At 68.9% G+C, this 20355-nt stretch carries 22 protein-coding genes and 1 tRNA gene; 13 read left to right on the forward strand and 10 right to left on the reverse strand.

Going from position 1 to position 20355, the window contains the following annotated elements:
* Positions 1 to 18: 18 nt before the first annotated feature.
* Positions 19 to 2172, reverse strand: a complete 2154-nt coding sequence (locus ACQUSM_RS01105) for a DUF7527 domain-containing protein (RefSeq protein ID WP_435115043.1) — start codon at positions 2170 to 2172, stop codon at positions 19 to 21.
* Between the two features lie 105 nt (positions 2173 to 2277).
* Complete coding sequence (locus tag ACQUSM_RS01110) at positions 2278 to 2661, reverse strand: hypothetical protein (RefSeq protein WP_435115044.1); 384 nt, start codon at positions 2659 to 2661, stop codon at positions 2278 to 2280.
* Positions 2662 to 2724: 63 nt separating this feature from the next.
* Here ACQUSM_RS01110 and ACQUSM_RS01115 point away from each other — a divergent pair, with 63 nt between their 5' ends.
* Positions 2725 to 3315, forward strand: a complete 591-nt coding sequence (locus ACQUSM_RS01115) for a DUF998 domain-containing protein (protein ID WP_435115045.1) — start codon at positions 2725 to 2727, stop codon at positions 3313 to 3315.
* Here ACQUSM_RS01115 and ACQUSM_RS01120 read toward each other — a convergent pair whose 3' ends face one another.
* Together ACQUSM_RS01120 and ACQUSM_RS01125 are read right to left on the reverse strand one after the other, a co-directional pair.
* Positions 3316 to 4941 carry a potassium channel family protein gene (locus ACQUSM_RS01120; protein WP_435115046.1) on the reverse strand — a complete coding sequence of 542 codons (1626 nt, stop codon included), beginning with the start codon at positions 4939 to 4941 and terminating at the stop codon, positions 3316 to 3318.
* 50 nt (positions 4942 to 4991) lie between these two features.
* Positions 4992 to 5780, reverse strand: coding sequence for an SDR family NAD(P)-dependent oxidoreductase (locus ACQUSM_RS01125; protein ID WP_435115047.1), 789 nt, complete (start codon positions 5778 to 5780; stop codon positions 4992 to 4994).
* Positions 5781 to 5883: 103 nt separating this feature from the next.
* Between ACQUSM_RS01125 and ACQUSM_RS01130 the strand changes: the two genes are divergently transcribed.
* Both ACQUSM_RS01130 and ACQUSM_RS01135 read left to right on the forward strand, forming a co-directional pair.
* Complete coding sequence (locus ACQUSM_RS01130; protein ID WP_435115048.1) at positions 5884 to 6159, forward strand: CDGSH iron-sulfur domain-containing protein; 276 nt, start codon at positions 5884 to 5886, stop codon at positions 6157 to 6159.
* 46 nt (positions 6160 to 6205) lie between these two features.
* On the forward strand, positions 6206 to 6670 hold the full coding sequence (locus ACQUSM_RS01135; RefSeq protein WP_435115049.1) for a metal-dependent hydrolase: 465 nt from the start codon (positions 6206 to 6208) through the stop codon (positions 6668 to 6670).
* Here ACQUSM_RS01135 and ACQUSM_RS01140 read toward each other — a convergent pair.
* A complete protein-coding gene (locus ACQUSM_RS01140; protein ID WP_435115050.1) occupies positions 6655 to 7389 on the reverse strand; it encodes a GNAT family N-acetyltransferase in 735 nt (244 codons plus the stop codon). The two genes, ACQUSM_RS01135 and ACQUSM_RS01140, sit on opposite strands and share 16 nt — an antisense overlap.
* A 40-nt stretch (positions 7390 to 7429) precedes the next feature.
* Complete coding sequence (locus ACQUSM_RS01145; RefSeq protein ID WP_435115051.1) at positions 7430 to 8518, reverse strand: mechanosensitive ion channel family protein; 1089 nt, start codon at positions 8516 to 8518, stop codon at positions 7430 to 7432.
* An 88-nt stretch (positions 8519 to 8606) separates the two neighbouring features.
* Between ACQUSM_RS01145 and ACQUSM_RS01150 the strand changes: the two genes are divergently transcribed.
* Positions 8607 to 9188 carry a peroxidase-related enzyme gene (locus ACQUSM_RS01150; protein ID WP_435115052.1) on the forward strand — a complete coding sequence of 194 codons (582 nt, stop codon included), beginning with the start codon at positions 8607 to 8609 and terminating at the stop codon, positions 9186 to 9188.
* Between the two features lie 6 nt (positions 9189 to 9194).
* On the opposite strand, the gene ACQUSM_RS01155 is transcribed toward ACQUSM_RS01150, so the two are convergent.
* Entirely contained in the window at positions 9195 to 10022 is an 828-nt protein-coding gene (locus tag ACQUSM_RS01155; protein ID WP_435115053.1) for a ZIP family metal transporter, read from the reverse strand.
* Between the two features lie 101 nt (positions 10023 to 10123).
* On the opposite strand from ACQUSM_RS01155, the gene ACQUSM_RS01160 reads away from it, so the two are divergent.
* The 4 genes from ACQUSM_RS01160 (at position 10124) to ACQUSM_RS01175 (ending at position 14491) form a co-directional block, all read left to right on the forward strand.
* Entirely contained in the window at positions 10124 to 11764 is a 1641-nt protein-coding gene (locus ACQUSM_RS01160) for a hypothetical protein (protein WP_435115054.1), read from the forward strand.
* Between the two features lie 64 nt (positions 11765 to 11828).
* A complete protein-coding gene (locus ACQUSM_RS01165; RefSeq protein WP_435115055.1) occupies positions 11829 to 12701 on the forward strand; it encodes an NOP5/NOP56 family protein in 873 nt (290 codons plus the stop codon).
* A complete protein-coding gene (locus tag ACQUSM_RS01170; RefSeq protein ID WP_435115056.1) occupies positions 12694 to 13326 on the forward strand; it encodes a fibrillarin-like rRNA/tRNA 2'-O-methyltransferase in 633 nt (210 codons plus the stop codon). The genes ACQUSM_RS01165 and ACQUSM_RS01170 overlap by 8 nt, the downstream gene beginning before the upstream one ends.
* 76 nt (positions 13327 to 13402) lie before the next feature.
* Positions 13403 to 14491, forward strand: coding sequence for a glutamate--cysteine ligase (locus tag ACQUSM_RS01175; RefSeq protein WP_435115057.1), 1089 nt, complete (start codon positions 13403 to 13405; stop codon positions 14489 to 14491).
* Here the strand turns inward: ACQUSM_RS01175 and ACQUSM_RS01180 are convergent, their stop codons facing one another.
* Positions 14492 to 15208 (reverse strand): DUF1028 domain-containing protein, encoded by a 717-nt coding sequence (locus ACQUSM_RS01180; RefSeq protein WP_435115058.1) that lies wholly within the window; start codon positions 15206 to 15208, stop codon positions 14492 to 14494.
* 89 nt (positions 15209 to 15297) lie between these two features.
* Between ACQUSM_RS01180 and ACQUSM_RS01185 the strand changes: the two genes are divergently transcribed.
* On the forward strand, positions 15298 to 15615 hold the full coding sequence (locus ACQUSM_RS01185; protein ID WP_435115059.1) for a hypothetical protein: 318 nt from the start codon (positions 15298 to 15300) through the stop codon (positions 15613 to 15615).
* Between the two features lie 43 nt (positions 15616 to 15658).
* On the opposite strand, the gene ACQUSM_RS01190 is transcribed toward ACQUSM_RS01185, so the two are convergent.
* Complete coding sequence (locus tag ACQUSM_RS01190) at positions 15659 to 16630, reverse strand: sensor histidine kinase (protein ID WP_435115060.1); 972 nt, start codon at positions 16628 to 16630, stop codon at positions 15659 to 15661.
* 537 nt (positions 16631 to 17167) lie between these two features.
* A tRNA-Gly gene (locus ACQUSM_RS01195) sits at positions 17168 to 17238 on the reverse strand.
* A gap of 241 nt (positions 17239 to 17479) precedes the next feature.
* Here ACQUSM_RS01195 and ACQUSM_RS01200 point away from each other — a divergent pair.
* The 4 genes from ACQUSM_RS01200 to ACQUSM_RS01215 are packed head-to-tail and all read left to right on the forward strand — an operon-like array spanning position 17480 to position 20355.
* The gene (locus ACQUSM_RS01200) at positions 17480 to 18316 is read left to right on the forward strand and encodes a putative RNA uridine N3 methyltransferase (RefSeq protein WP_435115061.1); all 837 of its coding nucleotides are present in this window, start codon (positions 17480 to 17482) and stop codon (positions 18314 to 18316) included.
* Between the two features lie 18 nt (positions 18317 to 18334).
* Positions 18335 to 19351 carry a 50S ribosomal protein L3 gene (locus tag ACQUSM_RS01205; RefSeq protein ID WP_435115062.1) on the forward strand — a complete coding sequence of 339 codons (1017 nt, stop codon included), beginning with the start codon at positions 18335 to 18337 and terminating at the stop codon, positions 19349 to 19351.
* A gap of 6 nt (positions 19352 to 19357) precedes the next feature.
* The gene (rpl4p, locus tag ACQUSM_RS01210) at positions 19358 to 20104 is read left to right on the forward strand and encodes a 50S ribosomal protein L4 (RefSeq protein WP_435115063.1); all 747 of its coding nucleotides are present in this window, start codon (positions 19358 to 19360) and stop codon (positions 20102 to 20104) included.
* Positions 20101 to 20355, forward strand: coding sequence for a 50S ribosomal protein L23 (locus ACQUSM_RS01215; protein ID WP_435115064.1), 255 nt, complete (start codon positions 20101 to 20103; stop codon positions 20353 to 20355). Before rpl4p ends, ACQUSM_RS01215 begins: the two co-directional genes overlap by 4 nt.

The following is a 20355-nucleotide window of genomic DNA, read 5'->3' on the forward strand; positions in this document are numbered from 1 at the left end:
CAGTTCTGAACCGCGGGTCTACAGCTCCGGGACGCTGACGTGGAACTCGCCTTCGCGAGTCTCGACGAGACAGAGGTGGTACCCCTCCTTGCGCGAGAGCTTGACGAAGCTCTTGTTCTTGCTGCGCTTCAGGAGCCCGCCGCCGGTGGCCTCCTCGGCGGTCTCGAGCGCGCCCGGCTCGTAGTAGCTCGACGTGACGAAAAACGCCGCCGACAGTCGTTCGTTGTGCTCGGCGACGGGGGTGGCGTTCCGGATCAGCGACTCGAGCATCGGCTCGGTCGCGGGCTCCCGGGAGTCGTTGAGGTCGGTCACGACCAGCGGCTGTCCCATCCGGTCGCGGAGCACCACGTCGAAGGAGGCGCGCTCCTCGTCGGACTCCTCGCCGAGCCCCACGTCGCCGCGGAGCTCGATCCGGTCGATGTCGGGGAGCGCGTCGTACAGCGTCCCCATCGACGTCTGGTTGCGCGTCTCGCGTACGTCGTGGACGAACATCCGGGTCAGCCACTCCACGAACCCGTACTCGATGGTGTCGTGGAGCCACTCCTCGAACGGCCGGCCGTCGACGATCGCGCCGTCGTCGTCGAACTCCGTGTGGTGTTCGAGCCGGAGGTTGTCGTTGACCGCCTCGCGGCCGGCGTCGCCGGAGTGGGCGTCCTCGAGCGTCGGCCCGCCCTTGCGCTCGTAGCGGACGAACAGGTTCGTGCCGGCCAGCGCCTCCTCCGGCGTGATCTCGTGGTCGCCGTCGGGGACGTACTCCCGGGCCGACTCGAGCTCGGACTCGGCCTCCGCGAGCTCGGCCTCCAGCCGATCGACGGTCGCTCTGAGCTCTTCGAGCTCCGTCTCCAGCTCCTCGGCGGTCGCCGCCGCCTCGTCGCGCTCCTGTTCGAGCCGGTCGCGCTCGCCGGAGAGCCGTTCGTTCTCCGACTCGAGGCGCTCGGTCTCGGCCTCCAGCTCCTCGACGTGCTCGCGGAGCCGATCCCGCTCCTCGCGCAGCGCTTCGAGCTCCTCGCTCGACTCGGCCGTCGGCTGTGCGTCGGTCGTCGTCGTGGGCTCGGTCCCGCCGTCGTCGGACTCTCGGGACACCGAGTTCTCGGGGTCGAGCGCCGGGATGGTCGCCCCCTCGCGCCACTCGGACTCGGCCTCGAACCGCTCCCGGGCTCCCGAGGACTCCCCCGCAGACGAGCGCTCGGTCGACGGCTCGGCTGCGGTCCCCGACGCCGACTCGTCGTCGGCCGTCGTGTCCTCGCCGCCGGCCATCGCCGCCTCGGCGGCTTCGCCGGCGGATCGATCCGTTCGCGCGGACGCGGACGACTCCGCCTCGTCGGCCCCACGCTCCGCCGCCGACGACCGATCCCGCGGGCTTCGCGAGACCGAGGAGTCGTCGGCCTCGCTCGTCGCGGTCCGGGGTTCGGCGGCCGTATCGTTCTCGTCCCCCGCGTCGTCCGTCTCGGACGTGTCGGTCTGTGCGGCCGCGCCGGCGGACTCCGCCCCCGCTACGGCCCCGCCGTTCGGGGCAGACTCCCGGTCCGGCGTGGACCCCTCGTCCGGCGCGGGCTCATCGCCCGCTTCGGGCTCCCCGTCCGTCCCGGATTCGTCCGTGGTCGCGGCAGCGCCGGCCGCGGCGTCGCCGAACGGTTCGGGCACGTCCACGATGTCGAGGTCGACGGTTCTGACCCGGTAGATGCCGACCTCGTCGTCGGCGCGCTCGAACGCCTCGTCGCCGGAGATCCGGCGGCGCTGGTTCCCGATGAACGCGACGGGCAGCCGCCGGCCGCCGTAGTAGACGAGGTAGTAATCGCCCGAGAGCACGTTCTCGGAGAGCTCGACGTAGCCGGTGAAGTTGCCCGACTGCAGCGTCCGGTCGACCTCCGAGATCGGCGTCTCCTCGGTGTAGTACTCGCCGCGGACCTCGCCGCCGGTCTCCCGCATCGCGAACAGCAAGGGGAGCGAACGGTCGGGAGCGACGTACGCCGTGCCGTCGGCGTCGGCGAAGCGATCCATGTCGCCGTCGAACACGCCGAGGACGCGGCCGTTGAGCATGAACAGCCACGCCCCGCCGTCGGTAACCGCACCCGTGAACTCCCGTTCGGCGAGCTCCCGAAGCCCGGCGTGGCCGTCGGAGAACGGCTCCGAGTCCCACTCGGTCACTCGCTCGACCGTTTGACTCTCCATCGTTGGTCGGTACTCACCCGGTACGGTCAAAATACTTTGTGGAGCGTTCCCCCGATCCGGACAGCGGTCTGACGCGTTCGCGGCAGCGAGCGCCGCCCTCGCCGCTCAGCCGAGCGCCCGAACGATCCCGGCCGCGGTCGGCGCGCCGACCAGCGCCAGCGCGAGGACTGCTGCCGGGGAGAGCCCCCCTGTCGGCGGGAGCGCTCCGGTCAGCGTCAGCCACACCGCGCCGGCGGCGACGACGACGATACCGAAGCTCGCGGCGCTCGCGACGGCGCGCTCGATCGACGTGGCGACGACCGCGAGGAGGAGGGCGGCGACGAGCAGCCCGGCGGGGTGGACGGCCGTCGCGGCGGCGCCGAGGAGCCACGCGAGCGCGCTCGCGGCGTCGCCGAATCGGCCGTCACGAACCGGCCGGAGCCGCGTCCCGTAGGCGAACAGCGTCGGCGAGCGCTCGGTCACGTTCGGTCGAAGCGGTGGCTCGTACATCAATCCACCCACTCCGCCCGCCGGTCCGAAGGGCTAACCAAGGGGGCGTGCGTGGGCCGACCCGTGTCCGCTCAGCTCTCGCTCGACGCCGCCACCCCGCGGCGGGGGATCGCCCGCCTCGCGGGGCCGGCCGCGGTTGTCGTCACGATCGGCGGGATACTCCTCGCGACGGCGCTCTCGCCGACGTTCTCGTGGGCCGGGGCGCTGTCTGATCTCGGCGTGACGCCCGGGAGCGCGTGGCTGTTCAACGGTTCGCTGGTCGTCGGCGGCCTCGTCGGCGCGCCGTACGCGTGGGCGCTGTGGAGCGCCGCGGCCGACCCGCTGGGGCATCTGCGCGCGGCGACGTACCTGCTCGCGCTGGTCGCGATGGCCGGCGTCGGCCTCGCCCCCGCCGGCCAGCCGCTCCATCTCCCCTTTGCGGTCTCGTTTTTCGCGCTCGCCGCGCTGACCGCGATCGTCGACGGCGTCGCCCGCTTCCGACTCGACAGCGGGAAGCTCGCGCTGCTCGCCGGCGTGCTCGCGCCCGTGGCGTGGCCCGCGTGGCTACTCTGGCTCGGCGGTCGCGGGATCGCCGTCCCGGAGTTCGTGGGCGCGGTGCTGTTCGGCGTCTGGGTGGTCGCGCTCAGCCCTGAACGGCCCGGTCGCCCGACGTAGCTACGTCGCGATCTCGGCGAACGCGTCGACGGCGTCGTCGTCGCCGGCGACGACCAGCGTGTCCCCCTCCTCGATCCGCGCTCCCGGATCGATCGACGTGATCGTCCGGCCGTCGCGCTCGATCGCGATGACGGTACAGCCGGTGCGGGCACGCACGTCCACGTCCGCGAGCGTGTGGCCCACCAGCGCGGGCGCCTCCCGGCGAACGACCTCGACCTGCGTCTCGGGCGTGATCACCTCCTCGTCCAGCAGTTTCGATGCGAGCATCCGGCCGCTGACGGTGGGGAGCGAGAGCACGTACTCCGCGCCGGCGCGGTAGAGCTTCGGCGACGAGTCGGCATCGTTGGCTCGCGCGATGACGTTGGTCTCCGGCGCGACCTGTTTGGCGACGAGCGCCGCGAACAGCGCGCTCGTGTCGTCGGCCAGCGCGAGCACCAGCGCCTCCGCGTCCGCCACCTCGGCGTCCTCCAACGTGGCCGGGTCAGTCACGTCCCCGACCACGTCCACGCCGGGCTTGTCGTCCACGTCGACGATGGTGACCGGAACGCCCGCGGCGGTGATCGCTTCGGCGACCGCGGAGCCGACGACGCCGTAGCCCGCGATGGTGATGCCGGACCGCGCCGAACGGTCCTCGGCGATGCTGCGCCGTTTCATCGTCTCGACGCCGTCCTCGGGGCCGGCGACGAGCAACACGGTGTGCTCGTCGATGAGGCGTTCCGGGTCGGGCGCCGAGACGAACTCGCCGCGGAACCACGCGCCGATGATGTTGGTCCCCGGGAGTTCCTCGATCCCGCAGTCGCGGATCGTGCTCCCCGCGAGCGGCGAGCCGCGCTGGACCAGCAGCTCGCCCACCTCGAACTCGTCGGCGATCTCGACCGCGCCGCTCAGCTCCGAGGAGAGGGCGGCCGACGCCTTCCCCGCCAGCGACTCCCCGAGCACGTCACGGGGGTGGATCACCTCGTCGGCGCCGGCGTAGCGGTGGTAGTCCGCGTGGCTCTCGTCCTCGACGAGGCTCAGCACCCGAGTCTCGGGGGCGACGTGCTGGGCGGCGAGGATCACGCTGGCGTTGGTCTCGTCGTCGTCGGCCACGACGACCGCGCTGGCGTCGGCGGCCGCGACGGCTTCGAGCGTCTCGGCCTCCTCGGGGTCGCCCTGCACTACTTCGACGCCGTCGGCCTGCAGCGATTCGACGGCATCGCCGTCGGGCTCGACCACGACGTACGGCTGGCCGCGGGCGCTGAGCTCCGTGATCAGCGTGTCGACCGTCGGCGAGAACGAACAGATCACGACGTGGCCGTCGCCGTCGAACTCGCGGGGCGGGCCAGACGCCAGCGCCTCCGCGAACAGCGGCAGCACGAACGCCGGCAGCGTGAGGAAGATCAGCGCGACGCCGGTGAACTGCATCGCGATCGACAGCGCCAGCATCGGCGTGGAGTCCCACTGGCCGGCCTGCTCGCCGTAGCCGACGGTGGTGAACGTCTCGACGACGACGTGCAGCGCCTCGATGAACCGCATCTCCACCCCCTCCAGTCGGGCCATCCCGAACTGGTAGAGCAGTGCGTACAGCACGATCACCGCGGCGGTCCCGAGGAGGAAGAGCCCCGCACGCCGTGCCGGCTGTGCCATACTCTGCGTTCCGGCGTGTGGGGGTTAAAGTCCGCCGACTACCGCACCGATCAGATGATCTGCCAGCCGCCGTCGACGTGGAGCAGTTCGCCCGTCACGTAGCCCGCGGCGTCGCTCGCGAGGAACACCGCCGCCGGCGCCACGTCGGTCGGGAACCCCGCCCGACCCAGCGGAACGGGCTTGAGGAACTCCCCCTCCGCGGCGCCCGCCTGTGCCTCCTCGGTCCACCCTTCGAGGAACTCCGTCGCGATCTGCCCGGGCGCGACGGCGTTGACCCGGATGTCGTGCTCCGCGAGTTCGAGCGCCGACCCGCGGGTGATCATCCGGATCGCGCCCTTGGTGGAGTCGTACTGCACCTGCCCGAACTGCGCGACGTTGGAGCTGATGGAGGCGGTGTTGACGATCGTCCCCGCGACGCCGCGGTCGATCATGTCGTTGGCGGCGATCTGGGTGCCGAAGAACACCCCCTTGGCGTTGACCGCGTGGATGCGGTCGAACTCGTCTTCGGTGACCTCCCGCATCGGCCCGCCGATGTAGAGGCCCGCGTTGTTCACCATCACGTCGACGCCGCCGTACTCGCGGGCGGCCTCGACGGCGACCGCGATCTCCTCGGGGTCGGACACGTCGGTCTCGACGAACGCGGCGGTGCCGCCGTCGGCCTCGATCCGCTCGTGGGTCGGCTTCTCGGCGTCGCGGTCCTTCGGCTCGGGGTCGATGTCGGCGTTGATCACCGTCGCCCCGGCGTCGGCGAACTCCAGCGCGATCGCGCGCCCGATGCCGGAGCTCCCGCCGGTGACGATAGCCGTCTCGTCGGCGAAGTCGTACTGGACAGTGCCCATACCCCCGCCCACGGCCGAACTGCACTTAATTCCCGACGCGTTCGCGACGCGTCGCGGGCAGCCGCGCCCAAGAGCTATCGGGGCGGGCGCCCCATCGACCGCCGTGACCCGCCACGTGACCCGGGAAGAGCACTCCCCGAAGTATCTCGACGAGGAGGACATCGATCCCGAGAAGGGCGACATCGCGGTCTGTCGCTGCGGGCTCAGCGACGAGCACCCGTTCTGTGACGGCTCCCACCGGCGGACCGAGGACGAGGGCGACGGCGTGTACTGCTACGTCGACGGGGAGCGCCGCGAGATCGCGAGCGTGACGTTCGCCGACGGGGAGAGCGTCGAGTACCAGGGCACGGACGGAGAGAGCGACGGTACGGACGACTGACAGCTCGGCCGAGCCCTTTAGGCCGATGGGGCGACCAGCCGTTCGTGTGTACCGGACCGGCCACCTCGGGGTGTCGCTGCTCGTCGCGGTCGGGCAGCCGCTGGCGGCGCTCGCGACCGGCGGCGCGATGCTCTGGCTGGCGATGCTGCCCGACGTGGACCACCGGATCCCGGGGATCCCCCACCGCGGGCCGACCCACTCGCTGCTGTTCGCCGTGCTCGTCGGCGGGGCGTTCGCCGGCGCCGGCGCGCTGCTGGCCGACGGCGTGGGGGTCGTCGGGCACGTCCCGCTCACGCTGTTCGGCTTCTTCGTCGGCTTCGTCAGCGTCGGCGCCCACCTGCTCGGCGACGTGCTCACGCCCGCTGGCGTGAACTTGTTCTGGCCGTGGGGCCGGGCGTTCAGCCTCTACGTCACCCGCGCGGACAACACGCTCGCGAACTGGGGGCTGTTCCTGCTCGGGATCTTCGCGGTCGCCGCCGCGGGCGCGCTGGCGGCTCAGGGGCTGCCCTGATCGAGCACGAGCACCGCACTCCTCGCCCAGCGTTCGTAGCCCAGCGACTCGGCGAGCGCGACCGAGGCCGAGTCGGATGCGAGCGTCCGGTAGCGAACGATGGCGTTTCGGTCCACGTCGAAGGCGGTTTGGGTGATCGTGGAGACGACCGCGCGCCCGTCGCCGCGCCCGCGGTGCGCGGGGTCGACGACGACGCCCACGTCCGGGAACGGGAGGTGGGTCAGCGTCGCGACCGCCACGAGGTCGCCGTCGGCGAACAGCCCCGCGGTCTGCCCGGGCCGGAACACGGGCGAGGCGCGCGCCCACTCGTCCTCCGGGACGCGCCCCTGCAGGCGGTCGAACGCGTCCCGGTCTGCGCCGACGAGCAGGCGCGCGTCCGTGTCGACCGGCGAGAACGAGCTCTCGTCGACGTAGCCGAGGAAGTAGGGGCCGTGGACGGCGTCGACGCTCGCCTCCTGATCGGCCAACGCGCGTTCGACCACCTCTCTCGCGGGCAACTCCGCGTCCGCGAGCGCCTCGCGGTGGGCCCCGAGCGCGTTTCTGGCTGCCTCGGGCGCCGCGACGACGAGCGCCTCCCCACGGCGGACCAGTCGGACCGTCCCCCCGCTAGGGTTCGTCGTGAGCGTGACACCGGGCTCCTGGAACGCCTCGGGTGCGCAGTCCAGTCGCTCGGCCCAGTGGCGGGCGATTCGGTCCTCGGTGTCGGGCGCGAGCGTCATCGTTCGCCCTGTCGGACCGGCGGCGGGAAAGTCCCGTGGCTCAGTCGTCGCTCAGCGAACGGTTGCCCGCGGCGTCGGCGCCACCGTCGACGAGGGTCACATCGAGCTTCCGGAACGGGATCTCGATGTCGAGCTCGGTCAGCCGAGCGTAGATGCCGCGGTTGAGTCGGTGGGTCGCCTTCGACCCGCGGACGGGGCTGCGGACCCAGCAGAGCAGTTCGTACTCCAGCGCGGAGTCGCCGAAGGCCCGGAAGCGCATCCGCGGCTTGGGTGAGTCGAGCACCAGCGACTCCGCCTCGGCGACGTCGACGACGGCCGCCTCGAAGGCGTCGATGTCGGTGCCGTACGCCACGCCGATCGGGACGCGGATGCGCTTGCGGCTCCCGGGCGCGGACTCGTTGACGATCTTCGCGGCGTTGAGCACGGCGTTGGGTACCGTGACGAGCACCTCGTCGCGGGTCTGGAGCGTCGTCGAACGGACGCCCACCTTGACGACCGTCCCCCTCTCGCCGGAGTCCAGCACGACGAAGTCGCCGATCTTGTACGTGTCGTCGAAGTACAGCGCGATTCCGCCGAAGAAGTTCGCGACGGTGTCCTTCGCCGCGAAGCCGATCGTGATGCCCACGATGCCTGCCCCGGCGAGCAGCGGCGTCACGTCGATACGCCAGATCGAGAGCACTGCCCCGGCCCCGGCGATAACGACGATCAGCGTCCAGACGTTCGAGAACACCGGCGCGAAGTCGAACCGCGGGCCGGCGTCTTGGACGCTCTCGACGGCGCGGTTGACGATGGCGTTCAGCGCCCACGCCCAGACCACCACCAGCACCGAGAGCGCCGGGCGGCTGAACAGGGCGTTTCGGGTCGCGGCGTCGACGGCTAATGCGTCGAGCACGCCGCCGTCGCCCGTCAGCAGGAACACGCCCGCCAGCGCCGCCGAAACGACGAGCGGGAGCCGTAACTCCTCGAACACGATGTCGTCCAGGGCGTTCTCCGTCGAGCGACCGAGCCGCCGCAGGAGCCGGATCACGACACGCTCGACGACGAGGGCAGCGACGAGGCTGCTCGCGACGACCACGAGAAGCGCGAGCATCGGCGGCAGCACGTCCAGCGCCGCCGTGACAGCGTTCATGCGGTTCAGATGCGGTAACGGCGCTTAACGGTTTCTCGTGCTCCCGGCTCCGGGCGGGTTGAAGTGCTCGCCCGCCCAACGACCGGCGATGGCCGACCCAACACTCGACGACGACGCGATGACCCGTTTCGAGGTGCCCGAGTTCGAGGAGCTCCCCGAGGATCTGCAGGACCGCATCGCCGAGGAGACCGAGGAGGCCGGCTTCACGCCGAACGTGTTCTCGGCCTTTGCCTACAAGCCGAGCCACTTCCGGGCCTTCTTCGAGTATCACGACGCGCTCGTGGACGACACCGCGCTCGACCGCGAGGAGGTGGAGATGATCGTCGTCGCGGTCTCCGGCCGGAACCACTGCTACTACTGCAACGTCGCCCACGGCGCGCTGACCCGGATCTACTCGGGGAACCCCGAGCTCGCCGACCAGCTAGTCGCGAACTACCGACAGGCGGACGTGAGCGAGAAGCGGATGGCGATGCTCGACGTGGCGGTGAAGCTCACCGAACACCCCGACCGCGTGACCGAGGCCGACCTCGAACGGCTGGCCGAGGTGGGGTACAGCCCCGAGGCGATGTGGGACATCGCCGCCGTGACCGCCTTCTTCAACCTCAGCAACCGGATGGCGATGTTCGCGGACATGCGACCCAACTCGGAGTTCCACACGATGGGGCGCTGACTGCGATCAGGCGGCGACTGCGGCGTCGACGACGACGAGCAGCACGAAGCCGACGAGGAACGCCGCCGTCGCGGCGTCGGCGTAGCCGTGGCCGTGGCTGGAGGGGACCATCTCCCGGAGGACGACCGCGAGCATCGCGCCCGCGGCGAAGCCGGCGGCGACGGGGAAGATCCCCTGTGCGATCCCGACGAGCGCGAAGCCGAACACCGAGCCGATCACCTGCGGGACCGTCCCCGAGAGCGTGGTGTAGAGGAACACCTTCGGCGTCGAGACGCCCGACTGGGCGACCGGGATCGCGAACGCGAACCCGTCCGGGACGTTCTGGAGCGCGATCACGACCGCGAGCACGAGCGCCACCTCCTCCAGCCCGGAGGCGTAGGCGATCCCCATCGCCAGCCCCTCGGGCGCGTTGTGGAGCGTGATCGCGCCGCCGACCAGCGCGGCGCGGCGGAGTCGGTCGTCGAGTAGTCCGCCGTCGCTCTCGCCGTCGTTTCCGCCGCCCTCAACGTCGCTCCCGTCGTCGATCTCGCCCCCGCCGTGGCCCCGCCGGCGGTGGTACTCCGTGTGGAGGTGCGGGATCACGCGGTTGCCCGCGAGCAGGCCGAACCCGCCGACGAACACGCCGAGCATCACCTCCCAGAGCGCGCCCGTCTCGCTCCCGGGGATGATGAGGCCGAACACCGACGCCGCGACCATGATGCCGCCCGCCAGTCCGAGCGCGGCGTCGTACGTGCGGTGGCTCACGCGGGCGCCGAACAGCGTCGGGATCGCGCCCAGACCCGTGGCCAGCCCCACGAGTGTGCTCACGAACAGCATCGACTGGAACGGCGTCATTGGCGGAAGGAGGGTGGGCCGGGCCTAAATACGCTCTGGGAGGATAGGTAAAACACAGAGGGGGATATATTGAAGTTGATACCTTGTTAATCGGTGTCAATATGGAATTACGTGAGCTCGTCGACCAGAACTGGAACAGCCATGAACGGAAGCGATTCATAAAGGACGACACAAAATCGAAAACCGACTCGTTCGACCCAGAATCGTTCAAACACGACGGTTTCAGCGACCGTGAGAAATACCTCGAAACCTACGTTCCCGCGCTCGCCGACGAAGAACGGCTCGAGACAGAGTTGAATGACTTTACTCCGCCGCGATTGAACGCTCTCAATGACTCTCCCTATCAGGCACTCGTCATCCGCTACGGGATTCTCCGTCAACTGATTCAGCAGCCCGACTACAGTATGCCAAAGGATGGGCTTCTCGAGAACGTTCAGACGTGGCAACTCGATATACTAGACGAGTACTCCGAGGAGGACTTCCAGGATCCCGACGACCTGCTCCATCTCGCCGAGGCTGCCGTCGATTACAAGAACGATGTCGACGATTCGGAGCTTCATATGGTGTACAGTTATTTCGAACTTCGCAATCGCTCCCGGGAGCATAAACGCGAGTACTACACTTGGCTGGACTTCTTCAAGCGTCTCTCAGCGATCGACCGGTTCCCGAAAGTCCGGCGTTCCGACAGCCCTCAACACGCTCACGATACGATCGAAAAGGGGCTCTGGTCGCTTCAGGAACAGGCGATTGTCTACGAAGTGAACACCGACAAGACGAACGAACTCGTCGGAATTCCCGAGGAGTACGTCGATTACATCCGGGACTGGCTCTACTACGAGATGTCCGAAGAGAACTACCTCCGGATGCTGGAGACACTCGAACCGTTCGACAGGCAGTCGGTGCTTGTCGATGTTCGTGACCAGTACGGAATCGAGTCCAAGACTGGAGGGCGAAACGACAGACGGCGCGAGAGTATCGTCAAAGGGGGTGTGTTTCCAAGCGAACTCCTCAGATACGCCCTCACGAAAGACGAACTCAAAGAAATCGTCGATCGGTACGGGCTCGACGCGCACAAACGGAAGACCGACCAGATGATCTCGGCTATCATCGAATACTTCGAGCAGTCTCAGAAATCAGTCGAGGACGACGACCCGGCGGTAGAACTGTATCTGAGTGCGTACGAGGATATCGCAGACGGGACGGTACAACAGGTCCCCCCTCAGCTACAGGATCTCGTCGACGCAGACGATCCGAGCGATAAACTTGATGTCCTCTTCGAGGACGCGACGGCCGAGATATTCAGCGAAGTGTTCAACCTCGACGGTACGAATCTACTCGGCCAACAGGCGAGTGGGGTCGTCGCCGACGGGGAGATCGAACAGGACGGTAAGTGGCTACTGTGGGACAACAAGCGTCGAGCCCGGGAGTTCAAACTTAGTAGCACCGCACGGAGCAAGATCAAGAGCTACATCGACACCAAAGCTGAGCAACATCATGTGGAGTGGTTCCTCATCATTGCTCCAGAGTTCAGTGAGAACGCCGAGACTCAGGCAGAACAACTCGAGATGCAGGTCGGTCGAGATATTCGACTCGTGCGTGCCGCCGACTTCAAGCAGTTAGCAGAGCAATGGCGGGAAAAATACGACGACGACGGGTACCAGCTTCCGCTCTCGATCTTCTTCGGTTCCGGGTTGTTCGATCCGGATATGGCGATTCAGGTTCTGGAACAGCAGTTCTCCTGATAGGCCAGTCGACGACTCTCGCCGTTCGAGAATACATATACGGGCCCACATTCATTATCGGGGTATGAACGATCTGAGTTCCTCGAATGCAGGATGGTTCGCCGGCGTCGACCCCGGCGACTCCGAGGCCGCGGCGGCGGCGATCCGCGAGAGCGAGGCCGACGAGCCCCGCGACTGGCCCGCGCTGGCCGTCGACGCCGGGTTCGCCGCCGACGAGGGCGAGTACTACGACCGGCTCCACGAGGCGACCGTCGACGCCGCTCGCGAGGCCGCACGCGCGGCCGAACGCGCGGACGACCAACAGTTGATCCACGCGCTGCGGGCCATGGACGACGCCGAGCGCACCGCGAACGAGCTCGCCGAACGGCTGGAGGAGTGGGCCGGCGCGCTGCTCGACGTGGAGGAAGAGGCCACGGGGCTGGACTTCGCCGCCGTCGTCGCCCAGCGCGACCCCGCGGACGCCACCGAGGAGCGGGCGATCTCGCTGGCCGAGCGCGTCGTCGACCTGCGCGAGGAGCGCGACGATCTGCGAACGTTCCTCGAACGCCGCGCGCCCGAGGTAGCGCCGAACCTCGCGGAGATGGCCGGCCCCGTGCTCGCCGCGCGGCTGATCTCGCTCGCGGGCGGGCTGGAGTCGCTCGCGAAGAAACCCTCCGGCACCGTGCAGGTGCTCGGCGCGGAGGACGCGCTGTTCGCCCACCTCCGCGGGCACGCCCCCTCGCCCAAACACGGCGTGATCTTCACCCACGAGTTCGTCCGCGGCACGCGCCCCGAGGACCGCGGCTCGGCGGCCCGCGCCCTCGCGGGGAAGCTCTCGATCGCCGCCCGGATCGATCACTACAGCGGCGACCGCCGGGAGAGCGTCCACGAGGACCTCCGCGAGCGAATGGAGACGATCCGCGCGCGTGCGGCGGACGAGGAGGTGGCCGATGAGTGAGCTCCCCGCGGGCGTCGAGCGCCGGACCGTTGCCGGCGAGGAACGCTTGACGACCGAGGGCGAGCCGGTGTACGGCGAGCCGACCGTCGACGGCCGGCGGGTGTGGGACGCCGGCCGTTCGAAGCTCGGCGCGATGCTCGAACTCGGGATGGACACCCACCTCTCGGGCGGCGAGTCGGTGCTGTACCTCGGCGCGGCCTCGGGGACGACCGTCAGCCACGTCGCCGACTTCGCGGGGCCGACGTACGCGGTGGAGTTCGCGCCGCGGCCAGTCCGGGATCTCGTCGACGTGGCCGAGAGCCGCCCGAACCTGTTCCCGCTGCTCGCCGACGCCCGGAAGCCGCGGGAGTACGCCGGCGTCGTGGAGTCCGGGCTCGACTGCATCGTGCAGGACGTGGCGACCCGCGGGCAGGCCGAGGTCGCGAACCGCAACGCGGGGTTCCTCGCCGACGACGGCCTGCTGCTGGCGGCGATCAAGGCCCGCAGCGAGGACGTGGTCGCGGAGCCGGACGCGGTGTTCGAGGACGTGCGGGCAACGCTGGGGAAGGAGTACGAACTGCTCGAAACGACGCGACTGGACCGCTACCACGACGACCACCTCGGAATCGTCGCCCGGAAGCGGTAACGGTCGCCGGGGACCGACACGCCGACCGTTCCGGAGCCGGCACCCTATTTAGTTGGGGGCCCTCACTGTGGTGCAAATGGAGGAACTGGGCTCCCGGGAGAGCTTCGACCGGATGGGAACCCTCGGGGTCGAGGAGGAGTTCTACGTCGTCAACGACGATGGGCTGCCCGTCTCGGGCATCGACGAACTGGTGTACGGCGACGACGAGCCGCCGGCGCCGCTCGCGGGGAAGCTGGACCACGAGCTGTTCAAGTTCACGATCGAGACCCAGACGCCGCTGATCGAGGACGTGAGCGAAGCCGAGGACCACCTGCTCGCGGTGCGGGAGGCGCTGGTCGAGCACGCCGAGAACCACGGCTATCAGATCGCCGCCGCGGGGCTCCACCCCGAGGCTCGCTGGCGCGAGCTCGACCACGCCGAGAAGCCGCGTTACCGGTCCCAGCTCGAACGGATCCAGTACCCACAGCACCGCAACACGACCGCGGGGCTGCACGTCCACGTCGGCGTCGACGACCCCGACAAGGCGGTCTGGATCGCGAACGAGCTCCGGTGGGAGATGCCGCCGCTGCTGGCGCTGTCGGCCAACTCGCCGTTCTGGAACGGGTTCGACACGGGGCTGGCCTCGGCGCGGGCGAAGGTCTTCGAGAACCTCCCCAACACCGGAATGCCGACCGCGTTCGAGGACTACGACGCGTTCGAGCGCTACGAGCGCCGGATGGTCGAGCAGGGCGCCGTCGAGGACCGCGGCGAGCTCTGGTTCGACGTGCGCCCCCACACCGGCCACGGCACCGTCGAGATCCGGACGCCGGACGGGCAGGTCGACCCCGCGGTCGTCGACGCGTTCGTCGAGGGGATCCACGCGATGGTGATCGACCTCGCGGAGCGCTACGAGGACGGGAAGCGCGACTCCCTCGGGGCCGGGCTGCGCCGGGAGCTGCTGGACGAGAACAAGTGGCGCGCGACACGGCACGGCCACGACGCGACGTTCGTCGACCGCGACGGGGAATCGACGATCGATCTCGCGGCGGCGATCGAGCGCACCTGCGACCGGATCGGCAACGACGCGCTGACCGGACTGCTCGACCGTGAGAGCGGGAGCCAGCGACAGCGCCGGATCCACGAGGCGCAGGGGAGCGAAGCGCTCCGGGAAGCGCTGGTGCTGTAGTCAGTAGCGGATCGGGTACTCGCGGATCGTCTCGGGGACGGCGTCGCCCCAGAACTTCTGCATCTCCTCGTCGTCCATCCCGCGTTCGGTCTCCAACGCGGACTCGTACGCCTCGCGCAGGTCCGCGATCGGCTGGCCGGGGGTGTCGACTCTGAGGTTGTGGTAGAGCTTGTGCGGGTCGCCGTACACCAGCACCGCGGCGCTGAGGTTGTCGCCGCGCTTGTCGCCGCCGGCGGACTCGCTGGCCTCGAGCGCCGTCAGTAGTCGGTCGGTGAACCGTCCGGTCGAACGCTCGAACGCGGCGGCGACGGCGTCGATCACCTCGGCGCTCGCGAGCAGATCCCCGCCGACCGTGTACTCCTCGCCGACGTAGTGGTCGGCGTGTTCGACGCATTTCTCGCCGGTGTGGGCGTACGTGTTGCCGTCGGCGTCGATCCCGTGGAGCTGGAGGCCGACCGACCCTGCCCGGCCGGCAACGAACGCCTCCGCCGCGGTCGGGAGCGAGATCCCGCGGTCGAGCAGGGCGAGCAGCGCCTCGCCGTAGTCGGCGCCGGCGTCCCACGACTGGGTGACGACGGCGCCGTCGGCGCTCACCCACGGGCAGACAGCCCCGACCGCGGGGAACGCCGACGCGACGGCGACGCCGACCTGCTCGGACTCGGGATCGCGGGCCGCGATCGAGATGGTCACGGCGACCGCCCCCTGCTCGTGGTACACACAGTCACACCCCGACTGGGGCTGTCGCCGGCTTGAACGTTCCGGCCTCGGCCGAACGTTTTTGCCCGACCGCGCCGCCACGGTCGACCGTGTACCTCTCACACCCGGTTCGGCGGATGCGGGACGATCCCGGGGACGCGTCGGCGGCGCTGGTCGTCGAACTCGCCGCCGACGCCGAACCGTCCCGGCTCCGGGACACCGTCACGGACGCCGACGGCGAGGTGGTCGAGGCACTGGAGTTCGACTGCTGGCTCGTTCGCCTGCCCGAAGCGGGCGTCGACGAGCTCTGCTCGCTCCCGGGCGTCGTCCGGGTCGAGACCGACGCGACGCTTGAGCGAACGGTCGACGAGACGGTCGAGGGTGAGGAGGGCAGTTCTCCCGGGAACGGTGATACCCGCGAGGTCTGACGGGGGGATCCGGGTAGCAACGGCGCTCCGACGTGGCTGCGGGCTACTGCGGGGACGACACGGTCGCCGTCGACTCCCGTCGGGTGGACTCGGGCTCCGTCTCCGCTCGCGGGAGCGTCACGGTGAACACGGTGCCCTCCGGGCCGGTCTCGGTGAGTTCGACGTCCCCGCCGTATCGGTCGATCAGCCGACCGACGATGGTGAGACCGATCCCGTGGTCCGTCTTCCCGGTCGTCGTCTCGAACAGCAGGTCGCGCTCGGCCTCGGGGATGCCCGAGCCGTTGTCCGCGACGCGGACCTCGACGGTCTCCGGTGATGGTGAGACGGAGACGGTCACGTAGGGGTGGCCGCTCTCGTTGTGTTCGACCGCGTTGTTGAGCAGGTTCGAGAACACGCGTTTGAGGAGGTCGTCGGCGCGGACGTACACCTGATCGGGGAGCGCCGCCTCGGTCTCGACGTAGCCGTAGCGGTCCTCCAGCTTGTCGAGCTCTTCCTCCAGTACGTCGGTGAGATCCACAGGACCGAGGTCGGTTCCCTCCTCGATCGACTGGAGCAGCAGCCGCACGTCCTTCGTCGTCCCGGTGAGTTCGGTCGCCTGTCGCTCGATGATGTCGAGGTACTCGTAGGCGGGGTCGTCCTCGTCGGACCGCTGTTTGAGCAGGTCGGCGTAGCCGCTGATGACGGCGGCGGTGTTCAGCACCTCGTGCCGGAGCAGGGAGTTGAGGTAGTCGAGCATCTCCCGGCGCTCCTCGGACTCCCTCGCTTGGATGGACGCGCGCTCGGCTTTCACGGCGCGCTGGACCGCTCGCGCCTCGTAGTAGCCGATCAGGAAGCCGCCCCCGACGCCGATGCTGAGCGCCCACCGCGCCCACCCGACGGTGATCAGATCGTTCCCCGGCGGCATCGTGAGTATCAGCACGGCGTTCACCAGCAGGAATCCGACGCCTCCGGCGAGAGCCCACTTCAGAACCCGGAACTGCTGGTCGGCGGAGAGCGACGACCGTGACAGGAACACGCCACCCGCGACGAGCCCGACGATTCCCGGGAGGGTCGTCAGGAGTCCGACCGCGTACGTGGCGTTTATCAGTGTGAACCGGTCCGAAAGTGTAATCCAGATTAGCTCGCCGACGACAATCGCTCCTAACAGACAACCGAGCGCGATCAGAGCCCTGCTTGCGCGGTTGTCAGAATTCACTCGTTACCTCGTAACAACCCTTTAATAGCCATAATGGTTCCGGTGATTCTCGCATCGAGAGTGCCAACGTTGAACGAGAGGGGAGTTCTACGGCAAGATACCGGACGGCAGTGGGTCGAAAGGGAATCGTCTCTCGGAAATTCGTCGACGCCGACTCGCGACTCGCTACGCTCGTCGCTCGAACAGTTGGCGTCGATAGAAGTGCGCTGGCTGGGATTTGAACCAGAGCAAGACGATCAGCCTCGCTGCGCTCGGCTGCTGCGACTTGCAGGGTTCAAATCCAGCGACGCCCAGACACGCGCCGCCTTCGGGTCGAGACGAGACTCGCCCCTAGCGAGTTGGCGGCGCGGAAAATCATGCGCTGGCTGGGATTTGAACCCAGGTTGTGACCATGGCAAGGTCACGTGATACCACTACACTACCAGCGCGTTCCTTCGCATTCCCACCAAGTGCGGTTTTCTTCTTAAGGCTTCCGAAACGCTTCCAATCGACGGCCGGCGGCGGGGTAGCGCGTCGTCCGTGAACGACATCCACGACACACAGTCACGAACGAAAGAAAGCCGCCAACGGGCGTCTGCAGCCGTGTGACGGCGTCACAGCCCCCGCGCTGAGTCGCTACCCTTTTACGGTGTCGTTCGGAAGTGAAGGTACAGTCCAGTGGCGAGGCACATGACGGACGGCATCACACTCGTCGTTCCGTCGTCGCTCGTCCGGGAGGCCGAGGACAAGCGCGAGGCGACCCGGAAGCTCGGGTACGTGGCTCGCGCCGCGGCCATCTACCGGATCGATCGAATCCTCGTCTTCCCCGACCGGGAAGCCGAGGGCCGCTGGAGTGGGGAGTTCGTGCGCACGGTGTTGGCCTACGCGGCCACACCCCCCTACCTCCGTCGGGAGGTCTGGGACGAACGCGACGAACTGCGCTACGCAGGCGTCCTCCCCCCCATGCGTGTCTCCCCACGGACCGGCTCCGAGGGTGAAACCCCGGAGTCGAGAGAAGGAATCGTGACCGAGGTCGGACCTGACGACCGCGTCCGGGTCAATTGCGGACTGCAACACCCGATCTCCCTGCTCGTTCCGTCGTCGATGGCGGTCGAGGAGGGGGAGCGCGTCACAGTCAGGGTCTCTTCGCGAGAACCCGTCCGCGCACGGCTCGTCGACGAGGACCCACCCGGGTTCAGCGTCGACGCCTGCGGGGACATCCAGGAAGCCCTCGCCCGCGAGGACGCGGGCGTTCGCATCGGCACGTCGCGCCACGGGGACGAACTCACCCGTTCGCGACTGGCCGAGATCGCCCCGCGCTACCGGGACGGCGCCACCGTCGTCTTCGGCTCGCCGGGCCGCGGGCTTCCGGAGATCTTGGGGGTGTCCCCCGACGATCTCCCCGTCGAACCCGACTCACCCGGGTTCGACCTCTGGCTAAATACGGTTCCGGACCAGGGCAGCGAGGTGGTGCGCACCGAGGAAGCGGTGTTCGCCACGCTCGCCCCGCTCGCGCTCAGGGACTGAGCGCGGAGGAAAACGAACATGCCACAACCAAGCAGACCACGAAAAGGCTCGCTGGGCTTCGGCCCGCGAACGCGTGCGGCGTCGGAAGTGCCGCGTATCCGCTCGTGGCCGGACGACGAGGGTTCCCCTGCGCTGCAGGGGTTCGCTGGCTACAAGGCCGGCATGACCCACGTCGTGATGGTCAACGACGAGGAGGACTCGCCGCGGAACGGGATGGAGGAGTCCGTCCCCGTTACCGTTGTCGAGACCCCGCCGATGCACGCGATCGCCGTGCGAGCCTACGAGGACACGGCGTACGGATCGAAGCCGGCAACCGAGGTTTGGGCGACCGAGTTCCACGACGAGCTCGATCGCGCGCTCGACCTGCCGGCGGAGAACGACTTCGAGGGCGACGCCGACGAGCTGCGGACGCTCGTCGAGGAGGGTGCGGTCGACGACCTCCGGGTCATCACCCACACCACTCCCGCGACGCTGCAGAACGTCCCCAAGAAGGAACCCGACGTGATGGAGACGCGAGTCGGCGGCGGCTCCCTGCAGGAGCGCGCCGAGTTCGCGCTCGACCTGGTCGAGGACGGCGGCGAACACGAGTTCGGCGACGTCTTCCGAGCGGGCGAGTACCTCGACGCCTCGGGGATCACCAAGGGCAAAGGGACGCAGGGTCCCGTCAAGCGCTGGGGCGTCCAGAAGCGGAAGGGCAAGCACGCCCGTCAGGGCTGGCGGCGCCGCATCGGTAACCTCGGCCCGTGGAACCCGAGCCGCGTTCGCTCGACGGTTCCCCAGCAGGGCCAGACCGGCTACCACCAGCGGACGGAGCTCAACAAGCGCCTGATCGACTTCGGCGAGGGCGACGACGCCTCCGTCGACGGCGGCTTCGTCAACTACGGCGAGGTCGACGGGCAGTACGCGCTCGTGAAGGGCTCGCTGCCGGGCCCCGATCAGCGCCTCCTGCGCTTCCGCCCCGCGATCCGGCCGAACGACCAGCCGCGCCTCGATCCCGAGGTGCGCTACGTCTCCACGGCCTCCAACCAAGGGTAACACACAATGCAAGCAACTATCCGAAACCTGGACGGCTCGGACGGCGACGAGGTCGAGCTCCCGGCGGTGTTCGAGACGACGTTCCGCCCGGACCTCATCAAAGGCGCCGTGCAGGCCGCCCAGGCCAACCGAAAGCAGGCGTACGGCGCCGACGAGTACGCCGGGCTCCGAACCCCCGCCGAGTCGATGGGGTCGGGCCGCGGCATGGCGCACGTACCTCAGGAGAACGGACGCGCGCGGCGTGTCCCGCAGGCCGTCGGTGGCCGCGCGGCACACCCGCCGAAAGCCGAGAAGGACCAGGGCAAGAAGGTCAACGACAAGGAGCGCAAGCTCGCGACTCGCTCGGCCATCGCCGCCACGGCCGACGCCGAGCTCGTGACCGAGCGCGGTCACGCCTTCGACGACGACCTCGAACTCCCGCTCGTCGTGAGCGACGAGTTCGAGGAGCTCAACAAGACCAAGGAGGCCGTCGAGGCCTTCGAGGCGCTGGGCATCCACGACGACGTGGCACGCGCCGACGAGGGTCGGGGCGTCCGCGCCGGCCAGGGGAAGGCCCGTGGCCGGAAGTACGACGAGCCCAAATCGGTGCTCGTCGTCACCAGTGAGGAGCCCTCGCGTGCGGCACGGAACCTCGCCGGCGTCGACGTGGCGACGGCCGAGGACGTGAACACCGAGGACCTCGCGCCCGGCACCCACGCCGGCCGACTCACGCTCTGGACCGAGAGCGCCGTCGAGGAGGTGGCCGACCGATGACGGGCGTCATCGAACACCCGCTGGTCACCGAGAAGGCGATGGACCAGATGGACTTCGACAACACGCTCCAGTTCATCGTCAACGTCGACGCGGACAAGCCCACCATCGAGGCGGAGATCGAGTCCAGCTACGACGTGACCGTCGACTCGCTGAACACGATGGTCACGCCGCAGGGCAAGAAGAAGGCGATCGTCCGCCTCTCCGAGGAGGACGACGCACAGGAGATCGCCTCGCGAATCGGGGTGTTCTGA

The sequence above is a fragment of the Halolamina sp. C58 genome, assembly GCF_051195095.1.
Taxonomy (GTDB): Archaea; Halobacteriota; Halobacteria; order Halobacteriales; family Haloferacaceae; genus Halolamina.